13 protein-coding genes and 1 tRNA gene are annotated in these 13,333 nt (G+C 56.3%); 8 read left to right on the top strand and 6 right to left on the bottom strand.

Annotated features, from left to right (window positions below):
* Nucleotides 1–559: 559 nt before the first annotated feature.
* Complete coding sequence (locus tag A2G06_09925; GenBank protein ANA40555.1) at nucleotides 560–1,249, bottom strand: hypothetical protein; 690 nt, start codon at nucleotides 1,247–1,249, stop codon at nucleotides 560–562.
* A 245-nt stretch (nucleotides 1,250–1,494) separates the two neighbouring features.
* Between A2G06_09925 and A2G06_09920 the strand changes: the two genes are divergently transcribed.
* Nucleotides 1,495–3,282 (top strand): hypothetical protein, encoded by a 1,788-nt coding sequence (locus A2G06_09920; GenBank protein ID ANA40554.1) that lies wholly within the window; start codon nucleotides 1,495–1,497, stop codon nucleotides 3,280–3,282.
* A gap of 157 nt (nucleotides 3,283–3,439) precedes the next feature.
* Here the strand turns inward: A2G06_09920 and A2G06_09915 are convergent, their stop codons facing one another.
* The 4 genes from A2G06_09915 to A2G06_09900 all read right to left on the bottom strand — a co-directional run bounded on the left by A2G06_09915 (nucleotide 3,440) and on the right by A2G06_09900 (nucleotide 5,758).
* Complete coding sequence (locus tag A2G06_09915) at nucleotides 3,440–4,162, bottom strand: hypothetical protein (protein ID ANA40553.1); 723 nt, start codon at nucleotides 4,160–4,162, stop codon at nucleotides 3,440–3,442.
* A 646-nt stretch (nucleotides 4,163–4,808) separates the two neighbouring features.
* Nucleotides 4,809–4,895: transfer RNA gene (locus A2G06_09910), tRNA-Leu, on the bottom strand.
* A gap of 82 nt (nucleotides 4,896–4,977) precedes the next feature.
* A complete protein-coding gene (locus tag A2G06_09905; GenBank protein ANA40552.1) occupies nucleotides 4,978–5,421 on the bottom strand; it encodes a response regulator in 444 nt (147 codons plus the stop codon).
* On the bottom strand, nucleotides 5,408–5,758 hold the full coding sequence (locus A2G06_09900; protein ANA40551.1) for a hypothetical protein: 351 nt from the start codon (nucleotides 5,756–5,758) through the stop codon (nucleotides 5,408–5,410). The genes A2G06_09905 and A2G06_09900 overlap by 14 nt, the downstream gene beginning before the upstream one ends.
* 210 nt (nucleotides 5,759–5,968) lie before the next feature.
* On the opposite strand from A2G06_09900, the gene A2G06_09895 reads away from it, so the two are divergent.
* The 7 genes from A2G06_09895 to A2G06_09865 all read left to right on the top strand — a co-directional run bounded on the left by A2G06_09895 (nucleotide 5,969) and on the right by A2G06_09865 (nucleotide 12,871).
* Complete coding sequence (locus A2G06_09895) at nucleotides 5,969–6,397, top strand: transcriptional regulator (protein ANA41647.1); 429 nt, start codon at nucleotides 5,969–5,971, stop codon at nucleotides 6,395–6,397.
* Between the two features lie 11 nt (nucleotides 6,398–6,408).
* Complete coding sequence (locus A2G06_09890; protein ID ANA40550.1) at nucleotides 6,409–7,200, top strand: hemolysin; 792 nt, start codon at nucleotides 6,409–6,411, stop codon at nucleotides 7,198–7,200.
* Nucleotides 7,201–7,213: 13 nt separating this feature from the next.
* Nucleotides 7,214–8,344: a nuclease SbcCD subunit D gene (locus A2G06_09885; GenBank protein ID ANA40549.1), complete on the top strand. Its 1,131-nt coding sequence runs from the start codon at nucleotides 7,214–7,216 to the stop codon at nucleotides 8,342–8,344.
* Nucleotides 8,344–10,518, top strand: a complete 2,175-nt coding sequence (locus A2G06_09880; protein ANA40548.1) for a nuclease SbcCD subunit C — start codon at nucleotides 8,344–8,346, stop codon at nucleotides 10,516–10,518. Before A2G06_09885 ends, A2G06_09880 begins: the two co-directional genes overlap by 1 nt.
* Complete coding sequence (locus A2G06_09875; GenBank protein ID ANA40547.1) at nucleotides 10,496–10,840, top strand: histidine triad nucleotide-binding protein; 345 nt, start codon at nucleotides 10,496–10,498, stop codon at nucleotides 10,838–10,840. The genes A2G06_09880 and A2G06_09875 overlap by 23 nt, the downstream gene beginning before the upstream one ends.
* 36 nt (nucleotides 10,841–10,876) lie before the next feature.
* Nucleotides 10,877–11,440: a hypothetical protein gene (locus tag A2G06_09870; GenBank protein ID ANA40546.1), complete on the top strand. Its 564-nt coding sequence runs from the start codon at nucleotides 10,877–10,879 to the stop codon at nucleotides 11,438–11,440.
* 648 nt (nucleotides 11,441–12,088) lie between these two features.
* Nucleotides 12,089–12,871 (top strand): prolipoprotein diacylglyceryl transferase, encoded by a 783-nt coding sequence (locus tag A2G06_09865; GenBank protein ANA40545.1) that lies wholly within the window; start codon nucleotides 12,089–12,091, stop codon nucleotides 12,869–12,871.
* On the opposite strand, the gene A2G06_09860 is transcribed toward A2G06_09865, so the two are convergent.
* A complete protein-coding gene (locus A2G06_09860) occupies nucleotides 12,848–13,330 on the bottom strand; it encodes an anti-sigma factor (protein ANA40544.1) in 483 nt (160 codons plus the stop codon). The two genes, A2G06_09865 and A2G06_09860, sit on opposite strands and share 24 nt — an antisense overlap.
* Nucleotides 13,331–13,333 lie beyond the last annotated feature (3 nt).

Genomic DNA, 13,333 nt, shown 5'->3' with positions numbered 1-13,333 from the left:
GGTTAATTTAGTGTCAGAACCTGATTTTGATGATGCGCATATTGTTGCTATTTTGTCAGTATCTGGCTGTTTGTTGTTCGCATCACATGACAAACGTTCTTTCAAATATGTAAAAAATAGAGCTTTATACCCAAAAAATTCTTCGAAACGTTTTGTGTACTCAAGGAAAAGGCACTTGTCTCTTCTCACCAGAGAAAAAATTGTAAGCTTACAACATATAGCCGCTTAGGTCATGTACGGTAATTGTAATTCATATTGCTTAGAGATGATCTTTATTTACCCATTCCCGTTATGTTTACGGCTGTCATCCAAGCATTAGAGTGACCATGTTGTATTTACTTCTGTCCGGCTTCACGTTTTTAAGTAAATGAGTAGTCGTGAGGCGATTTGATAAAGGAAACTAGAGGGTTGGGGCGTGTTGCACTCAAAGTCAAAAATTGATGTTGGTGTGTGAGCGCGCCCTGTCTGTCCGCCTCTTTTGCGTTTCCCCCCGTCGGGGGTGCTGGGGACTCTGGGCGCTATGTCTTTTAGGGTAATGAATAGGAAATGAAAAGAGTAGTTATCGATTTTCCCTGCCGCCGTCCGTTTGCTTTTGTCGTTCGATTACGTTCTTTACCGTTGCTGCTGTCCATTGTCCACCTCTTGCTGTCTTAACCCCTAAGCGTTCCAGTTCAGCAGCTACGGCCCGAAGGCTCTTACCTTGAGCTTGCAGTGCTAAGATCGTAGGGGCCACCTTAGCTGAGAAGGCATCAGCTTCTTCCTTCAATACCTTAACGCCCTTGGCGCTTGCCTCATGTATCAGCTCAGGTCGTAGGTTGTTGGTCCCAAGCTTCTTTCCTCTTGCCTTGGCGGCTCCAAGACCCGCTTTGGTTCTTTCCGATATTAACTCCCGTTCCTTCTGTGCTAGTGCTCCGTAAAGGTGAATCGTAAAGCTGTCACAGCCGGGAAGATCACAGATTGCAAAATCTACTCGGCTCTTCTGTAGCGACGTGAGAAAATGCAGGTCACGGCTAAGACGGTCCAGTTTGGCTACAAGGAGTCTTCCGCCTATCAGGTCGGCCCGCTTCATTGCTTCCAGCAACTCCGGGCGACCACTTACCTTGCCGCTCTCAATCTCTGTGAACTCATCCACCAACTCCCCGCCATTGCAGGCCACGAAAGTCTGAACCATTTTCCGCTGTGCATCAAGGCCTAAACCACTCTTACCCTGCTTCTGAGTGCTAACCCTGTAGTAAGCAACATACCGCATGGCCCCACCTCCTCTTGTATAAAAACCAATTGAACGATTAAGGATATTATACATATCGGAGTAACTCAGTCAAGTGCAAAACAATTAACTATTTCAACTAGATAGAATTAAGTGGTTCTGTAGATAGAAAAACTCAGACACTCCGCTCGGGAATTAACCCGTACTATAGAGATAGGAACTCGGACAAAAAATGAGCGGGTTTGAACGGAAATGAGAACTACAACAATTAGGGGGTGATTAGAGGAATGGATGGAAGAGCGCTCAATATTCAATCTTTTGAAAGCATGATGAAAACTTTTGATGGACGGCATCACCGACCATCTGAGGCAATGCAGGAGGGGTTAAGGAGCTTGCAGGACACTTTGACGAAAATGGTGTTGGGTAAGGCTGAAAGCTCTTATTACTTGTCATCTCTTGATCCCGGAGTTGGGAAGTCAACAGCAATTATTAAATGGATTGACACTTACCTTCAGTGTCGCGAGATATACGGCAAGCATGGCATAATCATTTGCTTCGATAGATTGGACGAAATAAACAGATTCGTGGACGAGTGCAAAATTCCATATGACACCTTTGCTGTGAAGGTTTCCAATTCTGATCAATTAGGACGTGACCTAAACAACATGGGCCTCGGAACCGAATCTGTAAACGATGCTCTTGTTCTCTTTACCACAAAGCAGCAAATCATGCTCAAATGTAAAGGAAAGGGCTTCAAGGGCACGGCAGCGTTCCACTACCAAGGAGGACCCCGGCGGGTCCGCATTTGGGATGAAAGTTTGATAGTTGGCAGGGAACTTACTCTCGACAGGTTTGAGCTTTTGGGGTTAACGCAAGAGGTTTCAAAGACAAATCCTTCTATAGCCTTGAAAATTGAAGACATCGCCAGTCAGCTTAAAGGCTGTAATAACGGCGAGGTATTCCATATGCCTGACATGGGAATGACTCTGAATGACATTATGTGTTCGCTCCCGTGGGCCTCCAAAGAAAAGAGGGACGTTGCGGAAATCTTGGGGATGTTTTTGGGGAGAGCGATCACGGTAAGAACGGATCATCGTGGACACGTTGCGGTTGATTGTGGTGAGGCAATCCCTGAAGATTTTGCACCCTGTCTTGTTACAGATGCTTCGGGAAGGGTGAGAGAGACATACAACCTTCAGCACCACTACAGGGGAGATCTGATACGACTACGGCCTGATGCGGCAAAGGAGTACAGCAATCTGACCATTTCCGTATGGCGAAAGGGGAGTGGCAAGAGTGCCTACGAGAAGAACGGACACAAGGTCTACGCTGAGGAAATTGTCAAGGTTATTGACTCCCGACCAAACGAAGAGTTTCTTGTGGTGCGGCACTTAGAGCATGATGATCTGGAGACGGACATCAAGAAGCAAGTCTCTGTCCCTGATCGGGTCAAATTCATTCATTGGGGAAGACACACAGCGACCAACGACTTTTCCCATATTCCGAACATAATAATCAGTAGCCCTCTAAACTACCGTCTTGCAGATTATGAAGCGACAGGAAGGGCTTCAGCAACCCTGAAGACCACCGATGGGGCTCTCACGAACGAGCAACTGAATCAAATGAGGCTAGGAGAGAACGCTCATCACCTTCTTCAGGCCGTATGCAGGGGGTTGGTGAGGAGGTCCGAAGGAGCAGGGTGCCCCCCGGCTAAAGTGTGGCTTATTGCTTCACCGTCGACGAAGATTGAAAGTAATCTGCCGACGGTCTTTCCTCACTGCAAAATGGAACTTTGGAACACGTCGCCAGATGCACTCAAAGGCGTGCGATTAAGAGCATTTGAATTGATAAAAAATAAATTTGTTGATAGCAATGTTCACTGTAAAGTTTTAGTTCCAGCTCATAAGGTGAGAAAATTATTAGGACTACCACAATCTAACTTTAAGAGAGATATACTTAAGAATAACAATTTCAATGATATATTGGGATTGCACAATATATTTATTGAGCGAATTAGTAATAGATACTATTTTGTGAGCGATAATTTTGATTATGGCGCTCAAGTAAGTTTATAATAAGTAATCAAAATCCTAATAAGGAAAACTCTTTTAGGGAATTGAGTACTTTTAAATCCCCCTCTCCTACTGAGTAGCTATGAAATCACCGGAGCACTCTGTAGGGGATGGGGGGGCTTGCTCGGCTACAAAAGCCTCTAAATTTAACTATCTGTTTTTACAATCTGTAATCCAGTTTGCATACGGTATCCAGCAACATCTGTGGCCTGTATCTCTTACCATACCTTCCTGTGGTAATGCTGTGGTTGGCGTGCCCCATTAGCTCTGATATGATGACCTCCTCAACTCCTGCTTGTTTCAGGGTATCCGCGAAGGTGTGTCGGAAAGAATGAAAGCATTTCAGGGGGTCGTTGGTGACGTACTTTCGATTGAAAATGCTACTCCACCAGTTAGTTACCTTTTTGCCGTATCCCCATTTTCCTTTGGAGAGTCCCCATAGGTTCTCATATGGCAACCTTGACTTCGTGTACTCCTCAAGCCCCATATTCAAGAGGGCGGGGTGGACGGGAACAAGTCTAGTACTCGCCTTGGTTTTGAGTCTCTTGTCACCGTTGGTGTTCACGTCAAAGCAGAGTACTCCATCTACATTCCTAATGTCCTCTCCTGTTAACTGGCAAATTTCTTCTAGCCTCATGCCACTATAGAGGGCAATAAGAGGTACCCACCGTTTTTCAGGTTCTTTGGCGATGTTATTGGGAAGATGCTCAAGGATTCGTTTAATGTCTTCCGTTTCATAGGCTTTGCGCTCCTCATCGGGTTTGTGCAGTAGCTCCAAGGTCAATCCTTCCGCTGGATTGCTCTTCATGTACCCGTGCTTGACTCCCCACTTGAAGAGGGTAGACAGGAGGGTAATATACTTGTTGACTGTCTTGGGTTGCATCCCCACTGATTCCTCTTGGACGAGCACAGACACGGGTTTATCCATGAGATGTTTTTTCTTAGTAAATCCCGGTGGCAATTTTCTGAGGGTATCCCGACAGGAAACGCAAGAGGGACGGTCAAAAGACGATACAGGGCAATCTCCGAGGACTTTAACCAAGACTTTGAACTGGCCCGAAAATTCCTGTTGAGTCTTGGGAGTCCATTTTGGATGGTGCTCTTGGGTGAATAGATCAATCAAAGCACTAAGGGAAGGGGCCGGTGTAGGGGGAGGGGGGGAGCGAAGCGGTTCCTGTGCAAGCCTCTGTAGTTTTTGGGCTGTTGTACCGTCAAGGAGGGAGGAAGCCTGTTCGGGAGACAGTAAGCCGGTTCTGAGAAGGGAGAATGTGAGCTGGTACCTTTGCTGAAGGCCACCGGCAAGAGCAAGCGCTTCTTTCCTGTCTCTGGTTTTGAGGGACTTCGCTACATCTGTTCTACCGCCAAACGAGGACCGGAGATCGAGGGGTATCCATTGGCGGAAGTAGTACCTGCCATTGCGGATGAAGAGGTGTCTAGGCATGAAAAAACCCGCTTTCTTCACAGCACGAAAACTGTGACAAAAACGGGTTCTCTCAGTTCTAACCAGCTAAGTTGCTAATTTTGTTGACTGGTGCCGAAGACTGGACTCGAACCAGCACACGGTTGCCCGCACAAGATCCTGAATCTTGCGTGTCTACCAATTCCACCACTTCGGCGTTGGACTTGAACTTATAGCACCCCCCATTCGGGTTTGCAAGCACTTTTTTGCGTGCCACGCTTCGTCGCCCATACGTACCATCACTCCTCCCGGTCAGCCGGTTGATTCTGCGTCTCTCCGGACAATACGTCATTCAGAGCGGCAAAGAGATACGGGAAGTTGAACGGCTTGCCGAAGACCTGTCGGATGCCAGCCGACTGCGCTCTGGCCTGGATTCCCGGATAGATATGGCCCGTGCCCATGAAAATCACTATCCCCGGCCTGAGGCGGCGGGCCCGGTGTGCCAGTTCGAAACCGTCCATGAGCGGCATGTTCTGGTCGGTGATCATGACAGTGCACGCATTGTTCGCGAGCAGCTCCAGTGCCTGAGGACCGTCTTCCGCGCAGAGAACGCCGATGCCCTCGTTTTCGAGAACGAGCTTCACGAAGAAGAGAATATCGCAATCATCGTCCACTACAAGTACGCGAGCCCTCGTGTGCGCCGTAAGGTTACGTCTGCCCGTCGGTAGTTCATTGTGTGTCATGGGGGTCTCCATTGCCGGCACCGGACTTCGGCTCCATGGGGGCGTCGTGGGTGACGGGGACCGGTTCTTTCAAGCAATACCCGACACCGGCCGTGATGGCAGAGGTTCCGTGGAGGTGAATGAGCCCCAGCTCTTCGAGCCTCCTGCACATGAACGTCAGCCGTCCGGGCGGGTGAATCGGGCCAAGTGCCTCCTCAATGACACCGTATGGAAGGAACCCCCGTCCGTTGGTGCCGGCTGCTGCCAGAAGCAGTACATACAGCCTGAGCTCTTCTCCGGAGAGGAGGGCGCTACTGCCCGTCTCGTACAGGGTTTTGAGCAAAAAGCGTTTGTCCACGATACCTCCGGATACGGCGATTGGAATGATAGTGCGATAAATAGTCATTAATGTCAATGTTAAATATGACTGGCAGTCGTATTGTTAATCGCATTGACACACGGGGGTGAAAGGGGGTATATCAAACGTGCGCCCGGGTGGGCATAAACCCGCGCCTGGCCGGAATTCTCCGTGGGTTCCGGTCACGGGGCAAACCGGTGGGAGTTGCCGTTGAACTGTGATATAGGACGTGCGCTGAAAAGGCTGAGGACCGAGCGGGGGCTGACCCAGAAGGAGCTGGCTGCGCTGGTGAGCGGCGGTCTCGATTATACCTATATCGGTAAGATCGAGCGAGGCGAACAGTTACCGTCGTTGAAGATATTGCTCGGCATAAGCGAGGCGCTCGGCGTGCCCGCGAGCCTCTTCTTCGAGGGCGAGCCGTCAGCCGAAGCTGCCCGGTCCCGGGCGATACAGGTCGGCATGGCTGGGGAGCTGGAAAAGGAACTGTGCCTGCTTCATCCCGAGGATCTGCCGCTCGTGGTGGAAATTATCCGGCTGCTCAACCGGCACCGGAGGGCGGAGCGGAAAAAAGCATATCAATCGCCCGCTGACTCTCTTCCCTTGGCCGCCGAGGATTGCCCCTCGTACAGCAAGCCGTAGAACTTCAGTCCATGACAGCCTCATCACCGACGCACGCCGCAAAAAACAGGGAGCGCCTCGACAAGCTTCTGGTCGACCGGGGGCTCGTCCAGTCGCGGGAGCGGGCCCGGGCGCTCATCATGGCCGGCCAGGTGGTGGTGAACGATCACCTGGCGGACAAGGCCGGGCTCCAGGTTCCCGTGGCCGCCGAAATCCGGCTCAAAGGTGAGGACATCCCCTTCGTGAGTCGGGGCGGACTCAAACTTGACCGGGCATTGGAGGCGTTCGGCATCGACGTGACGGGCATGACCGCCATTGACGTTGGTGCTTCCACCGGCGGCTTCACCGACTGCCTGCTCCAGCGCGGCGCCCGGAAGGTCTATGCCGTTGACGTGGGGTACGGGCAACTGGCCTGGAAACTGCGTCAGGACCCCCGTGTGGTGAATCTTGAGAAGACGAACATCCGCTATCTGGAGCCCGGCTCCCTGCCGGAGACTCCCGGCCTGGCAGTGATCGATGCATCCTTCATCTCCCTCGACAAGGTCCTGCCCCCCACCCTGCGGCTCATCGGGGATGAGGGCGCCATTGTCGCCCTCATCAAGCCCCAGTTCGAGGTGGGACGGGGAGAGGTCGGCAAGGGAGGCGTGGTGCGCGGCGAGGAGAAGCATCGCCGGGTGATCGCCGACGTGGTGGCCCTTGCCGAAGGATTGGGCCTGCGGGTTCTCGGCGTGACCGAATCTCCCATCCTCGGACCCAAGGGAAATCGCGAGTTTTTGATCCACCTGAAAAAGGCGGCCGGGGAAGCCCCGCCCCATAACCGGTAATCCGCTATCAGCCATGCCCATCCGATTCCTCCATACCGCCGACCTGCATCTCGACTCACCCCTGCGCACGTTCGGGGATCTCAGCCGTGAGCGTCGTCGCGACTTCCTCAAAACCTTCGACCGGATCGTAAATCTCGCCATCAAGCGTGAGGTGGACTGCCTGCTGGTGGCGGGCGACCTGTTCGACTCAGCATCGGCGGGCGCCGAGACGGTGGGGCACGTGCAGGACGCCTTTGCCAGGCTTGAGGGGCGCGGGGTACGGGTAGTCCTGATCCCCGGCACCCACGACAACATCATCTCGGCCGACAGCGTCTACAGCCGCTACCAGTTTTCCGGCACCCATATCCTGCGGGAACCGGTGGTGGGCGAGCCGTTGCGGCTGGACATCCGTGGCGAGACGGTCTTTTTCTACGGTTTCGCCTATCGTTCCGACCGTTCGCGGGAGGCACTCGAATCCATGCGCCGCCGCCCTGGCAGCGGCATCCACGTGGGGCTCCTCCATGGCTCCCTCAAGGGGAACCCCGAGTGGGAGATGCGCAAGAAGGACATCCCTTTCTCCGTTGCCGACCTGGCCGAACTCGGCCTGGACTACATCGCGCTCGGCCATTACCATGACGCCGCCTGCCTGGAGGAGGGGGGGCGCGTCATTGCCTGCTATCCGGGCTCGCCGGAGGGGAAGAAGTTCGGCGAGAACGGTCCCCGTTACGCCCTGATCGTGGAGGCGGCGCCGGGCAATGCCTCGGTCGAGCGGGTCGAGGTGCAGACACGGATCATCCGGGAGTTCAGCGTCGACGCCTCGCTCTTTGCCGAGCCGGCAGCCCTTGAAGCGGAACTGGCGCGTCTCGGCTCTTCCGATACCATCGGGCGCGTCAGGCTGTGCGGGACCGTGGAAGAGCCCCTGGACACGGCCAATCTGTCCGGACGGGTAAAGGGAAACTTCGCCTGGCTCGAACTGGTGGACGAAACCGATCTCTACGACAGCGGCCACGTGAAGCGGATGGAGCGGGAGGACTCGATCCGGGGGCTGTTCATCCGCAAGATCCATGAACGGTACGACGCCGCAGGTTCCGACGCCGAGCGCGAACTGTGCCGCGACGCCCTCAAGCTCGTCATGGGGCGGTTCAGCCGCGGAGGGGGGAACTGATGCTCTGGATCAGCCGGGTCGAACTCCCCGCCTTTGGCCGGTTCAGGGGTGCGTCGTTCACCTTTCGGCCGGGCATGAATCTGGTCTACGGACGCAACGAGGCGGGCAAGTCGACGCTCGTGGCGGCAATCTCCGGAACCATCTTCGGTTTTCGCAAGGAGCGGGACCGCTTCGTGCCCTGGGCAGGCGGCGAGCGGTGCGAAGCCCGGGTGAGCTTCGCCTACAACGTCCGCGAAATGACCATTGCCCGCGATTTTCTCTCCGACCGGGTTCAGGCTGTCGAGCGCGGGGGGGAGAGGACCCTCTGGCGCTTCGAAGGCAAGGTCTCCCCCCTGGGCAGAAGCAGCGAGCGCGAGGAATACCTGTCGAAGATCGAGGACGTATGGGGATTTGCGGAAGGGGACATCTTCCGCAATTCAGTCTACGTCGGGCAGCGCGACCTGCGGATCGAGGGTGACGCGGGGCTTACCACCCGCATCAAGCAGCTCCTGTCGGGATTTGCGGAGCTCGATTACGATGCGGTGGTGGAGAGCCTGGAGAAGGAACTGTTCGAGTTGACCAGGCGCCCCGGCGGCCGTTCGCGGGACCGGGAGCTTGAAGAGGTCCGTGCGCGCATGGCGGTCCTGGCCGAGCAATGGCGCGAGGCGAGTCGTGCCGTGTCGGAGCTTGCCGCCCTGGATGGGACGATTGCCGAGTTGCGGACCGCCGTGGCAGCGGGACGAGAGGATCTGGACAAGGGAAAGCGCTATCTGGAGCGGGTGAGCAGATATCACGAGGCAGCCGCCCGGGAAGAGGCGCTTCGCAAGGATTACGACCGCATCCGGGCTGAACGGGAAAAGGTCGAGGCTCTCATTGCGAAGCGGCAATCGGTTGAAGAGCGGCTTGCATCTCTGGGCGAGGCGGCCGGACTTCCCGACGGGTTTGCCAGGACGCTGGAAGCATGGACCGATGGTTCGGAGCGGTTGGCGGTACTTGAGAGGGAGCTGGCGGGCCTGAGCGCCGACCGGACGCATGCCGGCCCCGTCCTGCAGGCGCCGGCGCTGGTCCTGGCTCTCCTTCTCTGGGGGGCTGCTGCGGGGGCGTGGTTTCTGCTGCCCCTGGCATGGTTGCCCCTTGCCGGGTGCGCCCTTGCCGTTACGGTGTTCCTTGTTGTGCGCGCGGTGCGCGCCGGTCAGGCTCGATCCGCCGAGACGGCCCGCATTCAGGGGCGCATCGACGGCCTCTCCGCCGATGCGGTCAGGCTCCGTGAAGAACTCGACCGGACCGAGGCCGAACTGGAAACGCGGCTGGGAACATTCGACCCCCTGCGGGTCGACGATATCCTGCGCGAAATCGACCGCGCCGCAGAGGTGAGAGGGGAGCTGTCCCGGATCGAGAGCGCCCTTGGGGTTCTTCCGCCCCTGGAGGGCATCAGGAGCCAGGAGGCCGAACTGGCCCGGGAACTGGCCGTGACCCGTGAAAGCATGGAGACTTTGATCGGGCGGGGATTTCCGGTCATGTCCCCCCGCGAGTACGCCGGGGCTGAGGAAAAGATGCGGCGGCTTGAGAGCGAGGTGGCCGAAAAGGAGAGGCTGTGCCTCGTCAAGGAGCAGGAACTGGCGGTGGTGCGCCGGGGGAGTCTCGATCCGGAGGCCATCGCGGAAGAGGGCGAGGAGCTGAAGGCCCGCGAAATCCGCCTCGTGCGGCGGGTGGAAGCGCTGCGGCTCGCGGTCGACCTCCTGCGCGAAACCCTCGACGAGTACCGCGCCACCTATCTGTCGCGCCTCGGTAGCGAGATCAACGGAAAGCTGTACAATCTCACCGCCGGCAGATACCGCGAGGCGATCCTGGATGACGGCTTTACCCTGTCCATCGGCGTCGAAGGAACTCCTCGCCCGGTGGGCGCCCTGAGTTGCGGTGCCCAGGATCAGGCCTATCTCGCCACGCGGCTCGCCCTCGGCGGCATCCTTTCCCGCAGCCGAAAATTGCCTTTTCTTCTCGACGACCCTTTGGTACATTTCGACGAAGAGCGCAGGGCCGCGGCCCTGACGGCGCTCAACCTCGCAGCCTCCGATCACCAGGTGATCCTCCTGGTCCACGACGAACGCTACCTGAAGGCACGGGGTGCGGATCTCTGGCACCGGATCAAGATCGACACGAAAGGACAGCAGGATGGACAACTGCATCTTCTGTAAGATCGTCGACGGGACGATCCCCGCGAAAAAAGTGTATGAGGACGAGGACATGATCGCCATTGAGGATATCAATCCCGTGGCCCCCCATCACCTTCTCCTGATCCCGAAGAAACACGTGGTCAATGCCCTTGACCTTGCGCCCGAGGATGACCGGCTGGTGGGCCGCGTGTTCCGCGTTGCCGCAGAAATCGCCCGCCAGCGTGGCGTCGAGGAGCGGGGCTTCAGGATCGTCCAGAACTCCAACGCTGACGCCGGTCAGTCGGTCTTCCACATTCACTTTCATCTGCTGGCCGGTCGCCACCTGGGATGGCCGCCGGGATAGCGGTCCACGAAACGCTCCGCGAGAGGGGGACAATTGATGAAAAGCATTATGATGCTGCTTCTTGTCGCCGTTCTGGCCCAGCCCGCCATGGGCGAAACCTACCGGTGGATTGATGAGCGGGGAACCGTGAATTTCACCGAGGATCCGGGCAAGGTTCCCAAGAAGTTCCGCAAGAAGGTGACGGTCATCTCCGATCCCGGTTCCGTGTCGCCCGAGGTTACCGAATCGGTGGAGGAGGGCATTCAGCCGAAGGCGCCGGCGGAGGGGCAAGGCGTCCCGTCGCGGGGGGCGCCCGAGCCGCAGGAGAAACCGGCTCAGCAGCCCGAAAAGGAGAAAAAACCGGTTTACGGCGGCACGCCGGAGGATGTCTGGAAAGCCGAATTCGGCAAACTAAGGAACGATATCCACCTTTACGAGAATGAGCTCGCCGACCGGAAGGCAAAACTGGCCAATCCCGCCAAGATGAGCCGCGGCGAATACCTGGGAACCCAGACCGAAGTGAAGCGGTTCGAGGAAAAGCTGGCAGGGCTCAGGGAGAAACTCGCGGCCCTGAAAGAGAGCGCCGCCAGGGCAGGGGTGCCGCTGGAACTGCGTAAATAGGCCACCCACACCCAGACCCGTGTGGCGACGCAATTACCTTCTACAAGAAAAGCCCGGAGATACCACTCCGGGCTTTTCACTGCAATTGGCGTTCAGCGGGGATGCTTTCCCATGTCCGTCGGTGAAAGCCGTGGCTACGCCGTGGCGAACGCTCTTTGGCGACCGTTCGTCACGGTCTGCAGCTGGTGCTTCCCCTCTTTGTGGCGGTTGCGACGCGCCTGACGGATGAGAGATACACGCGAGGCGCCATTCCCTGAACGCCAATCAGTTTTTTGCTCCGGGACAGCCGTAAACCGCTGGACCCTCTGACCTTGAGTACAGATTCCCCCGGGGAAACGTTTCAGGCTTGCTCAGTGCTGCGGGCATGCTCAACACGTCTGAACCCGGATGCGTAATGGTGTGCTTAACCGTCAGGTCCCTCAACCGGTCAGTACCTGCCTCCCAGAGCAATTTTCAAAGACCTTTTACTATGAATTGTAAACGCCTTCTCCGGGCTGTCAAGTGGAAGGGGGTAAAAAATTATCCAAGTATATCAGCATGATATGAATACGGTTTGCCGTGAAGGAATGCCGTTGTCAGTGGAGCGTCAATTGACAGTACTCCCCCCGTCTGATAGGTTAAGTGAACTTCGAATTCAAGAGGAGCGACATGCAGTTCCCGCATATTGACCCGGTCTTTTTCCGTATCGGGCATCTGGAGTTCCGCTGGTACGGCCTGATGTACATCCTCGGGTTCATCGCCGCCTATTTCATTGTCAGGCGTGCCGCCAACCGTCGTGGCCTCGCCCTGACCCAGGACGACGTGGCCGATGTGATCTTCTCGCTGGCAATCGGCGTTATCCTCGGCGGACGCCTGGGATACATTCTCTTCTATAACCTGTCCTACTACCTTTCCCACCCGCTCAAGCTGTTCGCCGTGTGGGAGGGGGGCATGTCGTTTCACGGCGGGCTCCTGGGCGTGATTCTGGCAGGTGCATACGTGGCCCGGCAAAAGAAGATCGGATTTCCGCTGCTGGCCGACATCTGTGCACCGGCGGCCCCCGTTGGGCTGGGACTCGGCAGGCTCGGCAATTTCATCAACGGCGAGCTTTACGGCAGGGTGACCGACGTGCCGTGGGGAATCATTTTCCCCGGCGGCGGCGGAGTGCCCCGGCATCCGTCGCAGCTTTACGAAGCAGTGTTGGAGGGGCCGGTACTCTTTCTGATCCTGATGGTTGTGGGGAGGCGGGAGCGTCCGGCTGGCGTGGTATTCTGGACCTTCATCGCGTTCTACGGCCTGTTCCGGTTCCTGGTGGAGTTTTTCCGGGAACCGGACGCTCAACTGGGGCTTCTTGCCGGACCCTTTTCCATGGGTCAGTTGCTCAGTTTTCCCATGTTTCTTCTGGGCTTGGTCATGGCCGTCCTTGTTTCACGCAGAAAGGTCGGGCCATAGGCCAGGGGTTACCTGGGCGGGGGGGGGGAAGGAGGTACGCAGGCATTTCGTCATCTCGAGTACGTTGCCATCGGCGACCTTTGCATAGCGAACCGTGTCCATGAGCGACTTGATGATGAAGATGCCCCGTCCCCGATCCTCCAGGGTGTCGAAGTCGGGAGCGGGGATCGTGTTGATGTCGAATCCCTGCCCTGAATCGTAGACCCGGATCATCAGATCCTGGTCCGATATGTTGATGTAGATGTGGACCATTTTGTCGGGATCGCCGGCATTGGCGTGCTTGATGGCATTGACCATGGCCTCGGTGAGGACGAGGTTGATATGGTATGCCAGTGTTTCCCGGTCACCGCCGTAGCGGTCCAGTTCCTTGGCAATGTCCTCGCCGATCCTTCCGATGAGGCTCAGGTAGCGCGTCTGGTTCGGTACCTTGATGTCGACCTCGATCTCGTTTTTGTCCATCCC

This window comes from Geobacter anodireducens (genome assembly GCA_001628815.1).
GTDB lineage: Bacteria > Desulfobacterota > Desulfuromonadia > Geobacterales > Geobacteraceae > Geobacter > Geobacter anodireducens.
The sequence above is the reverse complement of the archived record's forward strand: the minus strand, read 5'-3'. Positions and strand labels throughout refer to the sequence as shown.

Coding starts and splice junctions, on each gene's coding strand:
- A2G06_09870 (ANA40546.1), top strand. CDS start 10,877: ATGAAAAGCATTATGATGCTGCTTCTTGTCGCCGTTCTGGCCCAGCCC.
- A2G06_09905 (ANA40552.1), bottom strand. CDS start 5,421: ATGACACACAATGAACTACCGACGGGCAGACGTAACCTTACGGCGCAC.
- A2G06_09920 (ANA40554.1), top strand. CDS start 1,495: ATGGATGGAAGAGCGCTCAATATTCAATCTTTTGAAAGCATGATGAAA.
- A2G06_09875 (ANA40547.1), top strand. CDS start 10,496: ATGGACAACTGCATCTTCTGTAAGATCGTCGACGGGACGATCCCCGCG.
- A2G06_09860 (ANA40544.1), bottom strand. CDS start 13,330: ATGGACAAAAACGAGATCGAGGTCGACATCAAGGTACCGAACCAGACG.
- A2G06_09865 (ANA40545.1), top strand. CDS start 12,089: ATGCAGTTCCCGCATATTGACCCGGTCTTTTTCCGTATCGGGCATCTG.
- A2G06_09890 (ANA40550.1), top strand. CDS start 6,409: ATGACAGCCTCATCACCGACGCACGCCGCAAAAAACAGGGAGCGCCTC.
- A2G06_09885 (ANA40549.1), top strand. CDS start 7,214: ATGCCCATCCGATTCCTCCATACCGCCGACCTGCATCTCGACTCACCC.
- A2G06_09915 (ANA40553.1), bottom strand. CDS start 4,162: ATGCAACCCAAGACAGTCAACAAGTATATTACCCTCCTGTCTACCCTC.
- A2G06_09925 (ANA40555.1), bottom strand. CDS start 1,249: ATGCGGTATGTTGCTTACTACAGGGTTAGCACTCAGAAGCAGGGTAAG.
- A2G06_09880 (ANA40548.1), top strand. CDS start 8,344: ATGCTCTGGATCAGCCGGGTCGAACTCCCCGCCTTTGGCCGGTTCAGG.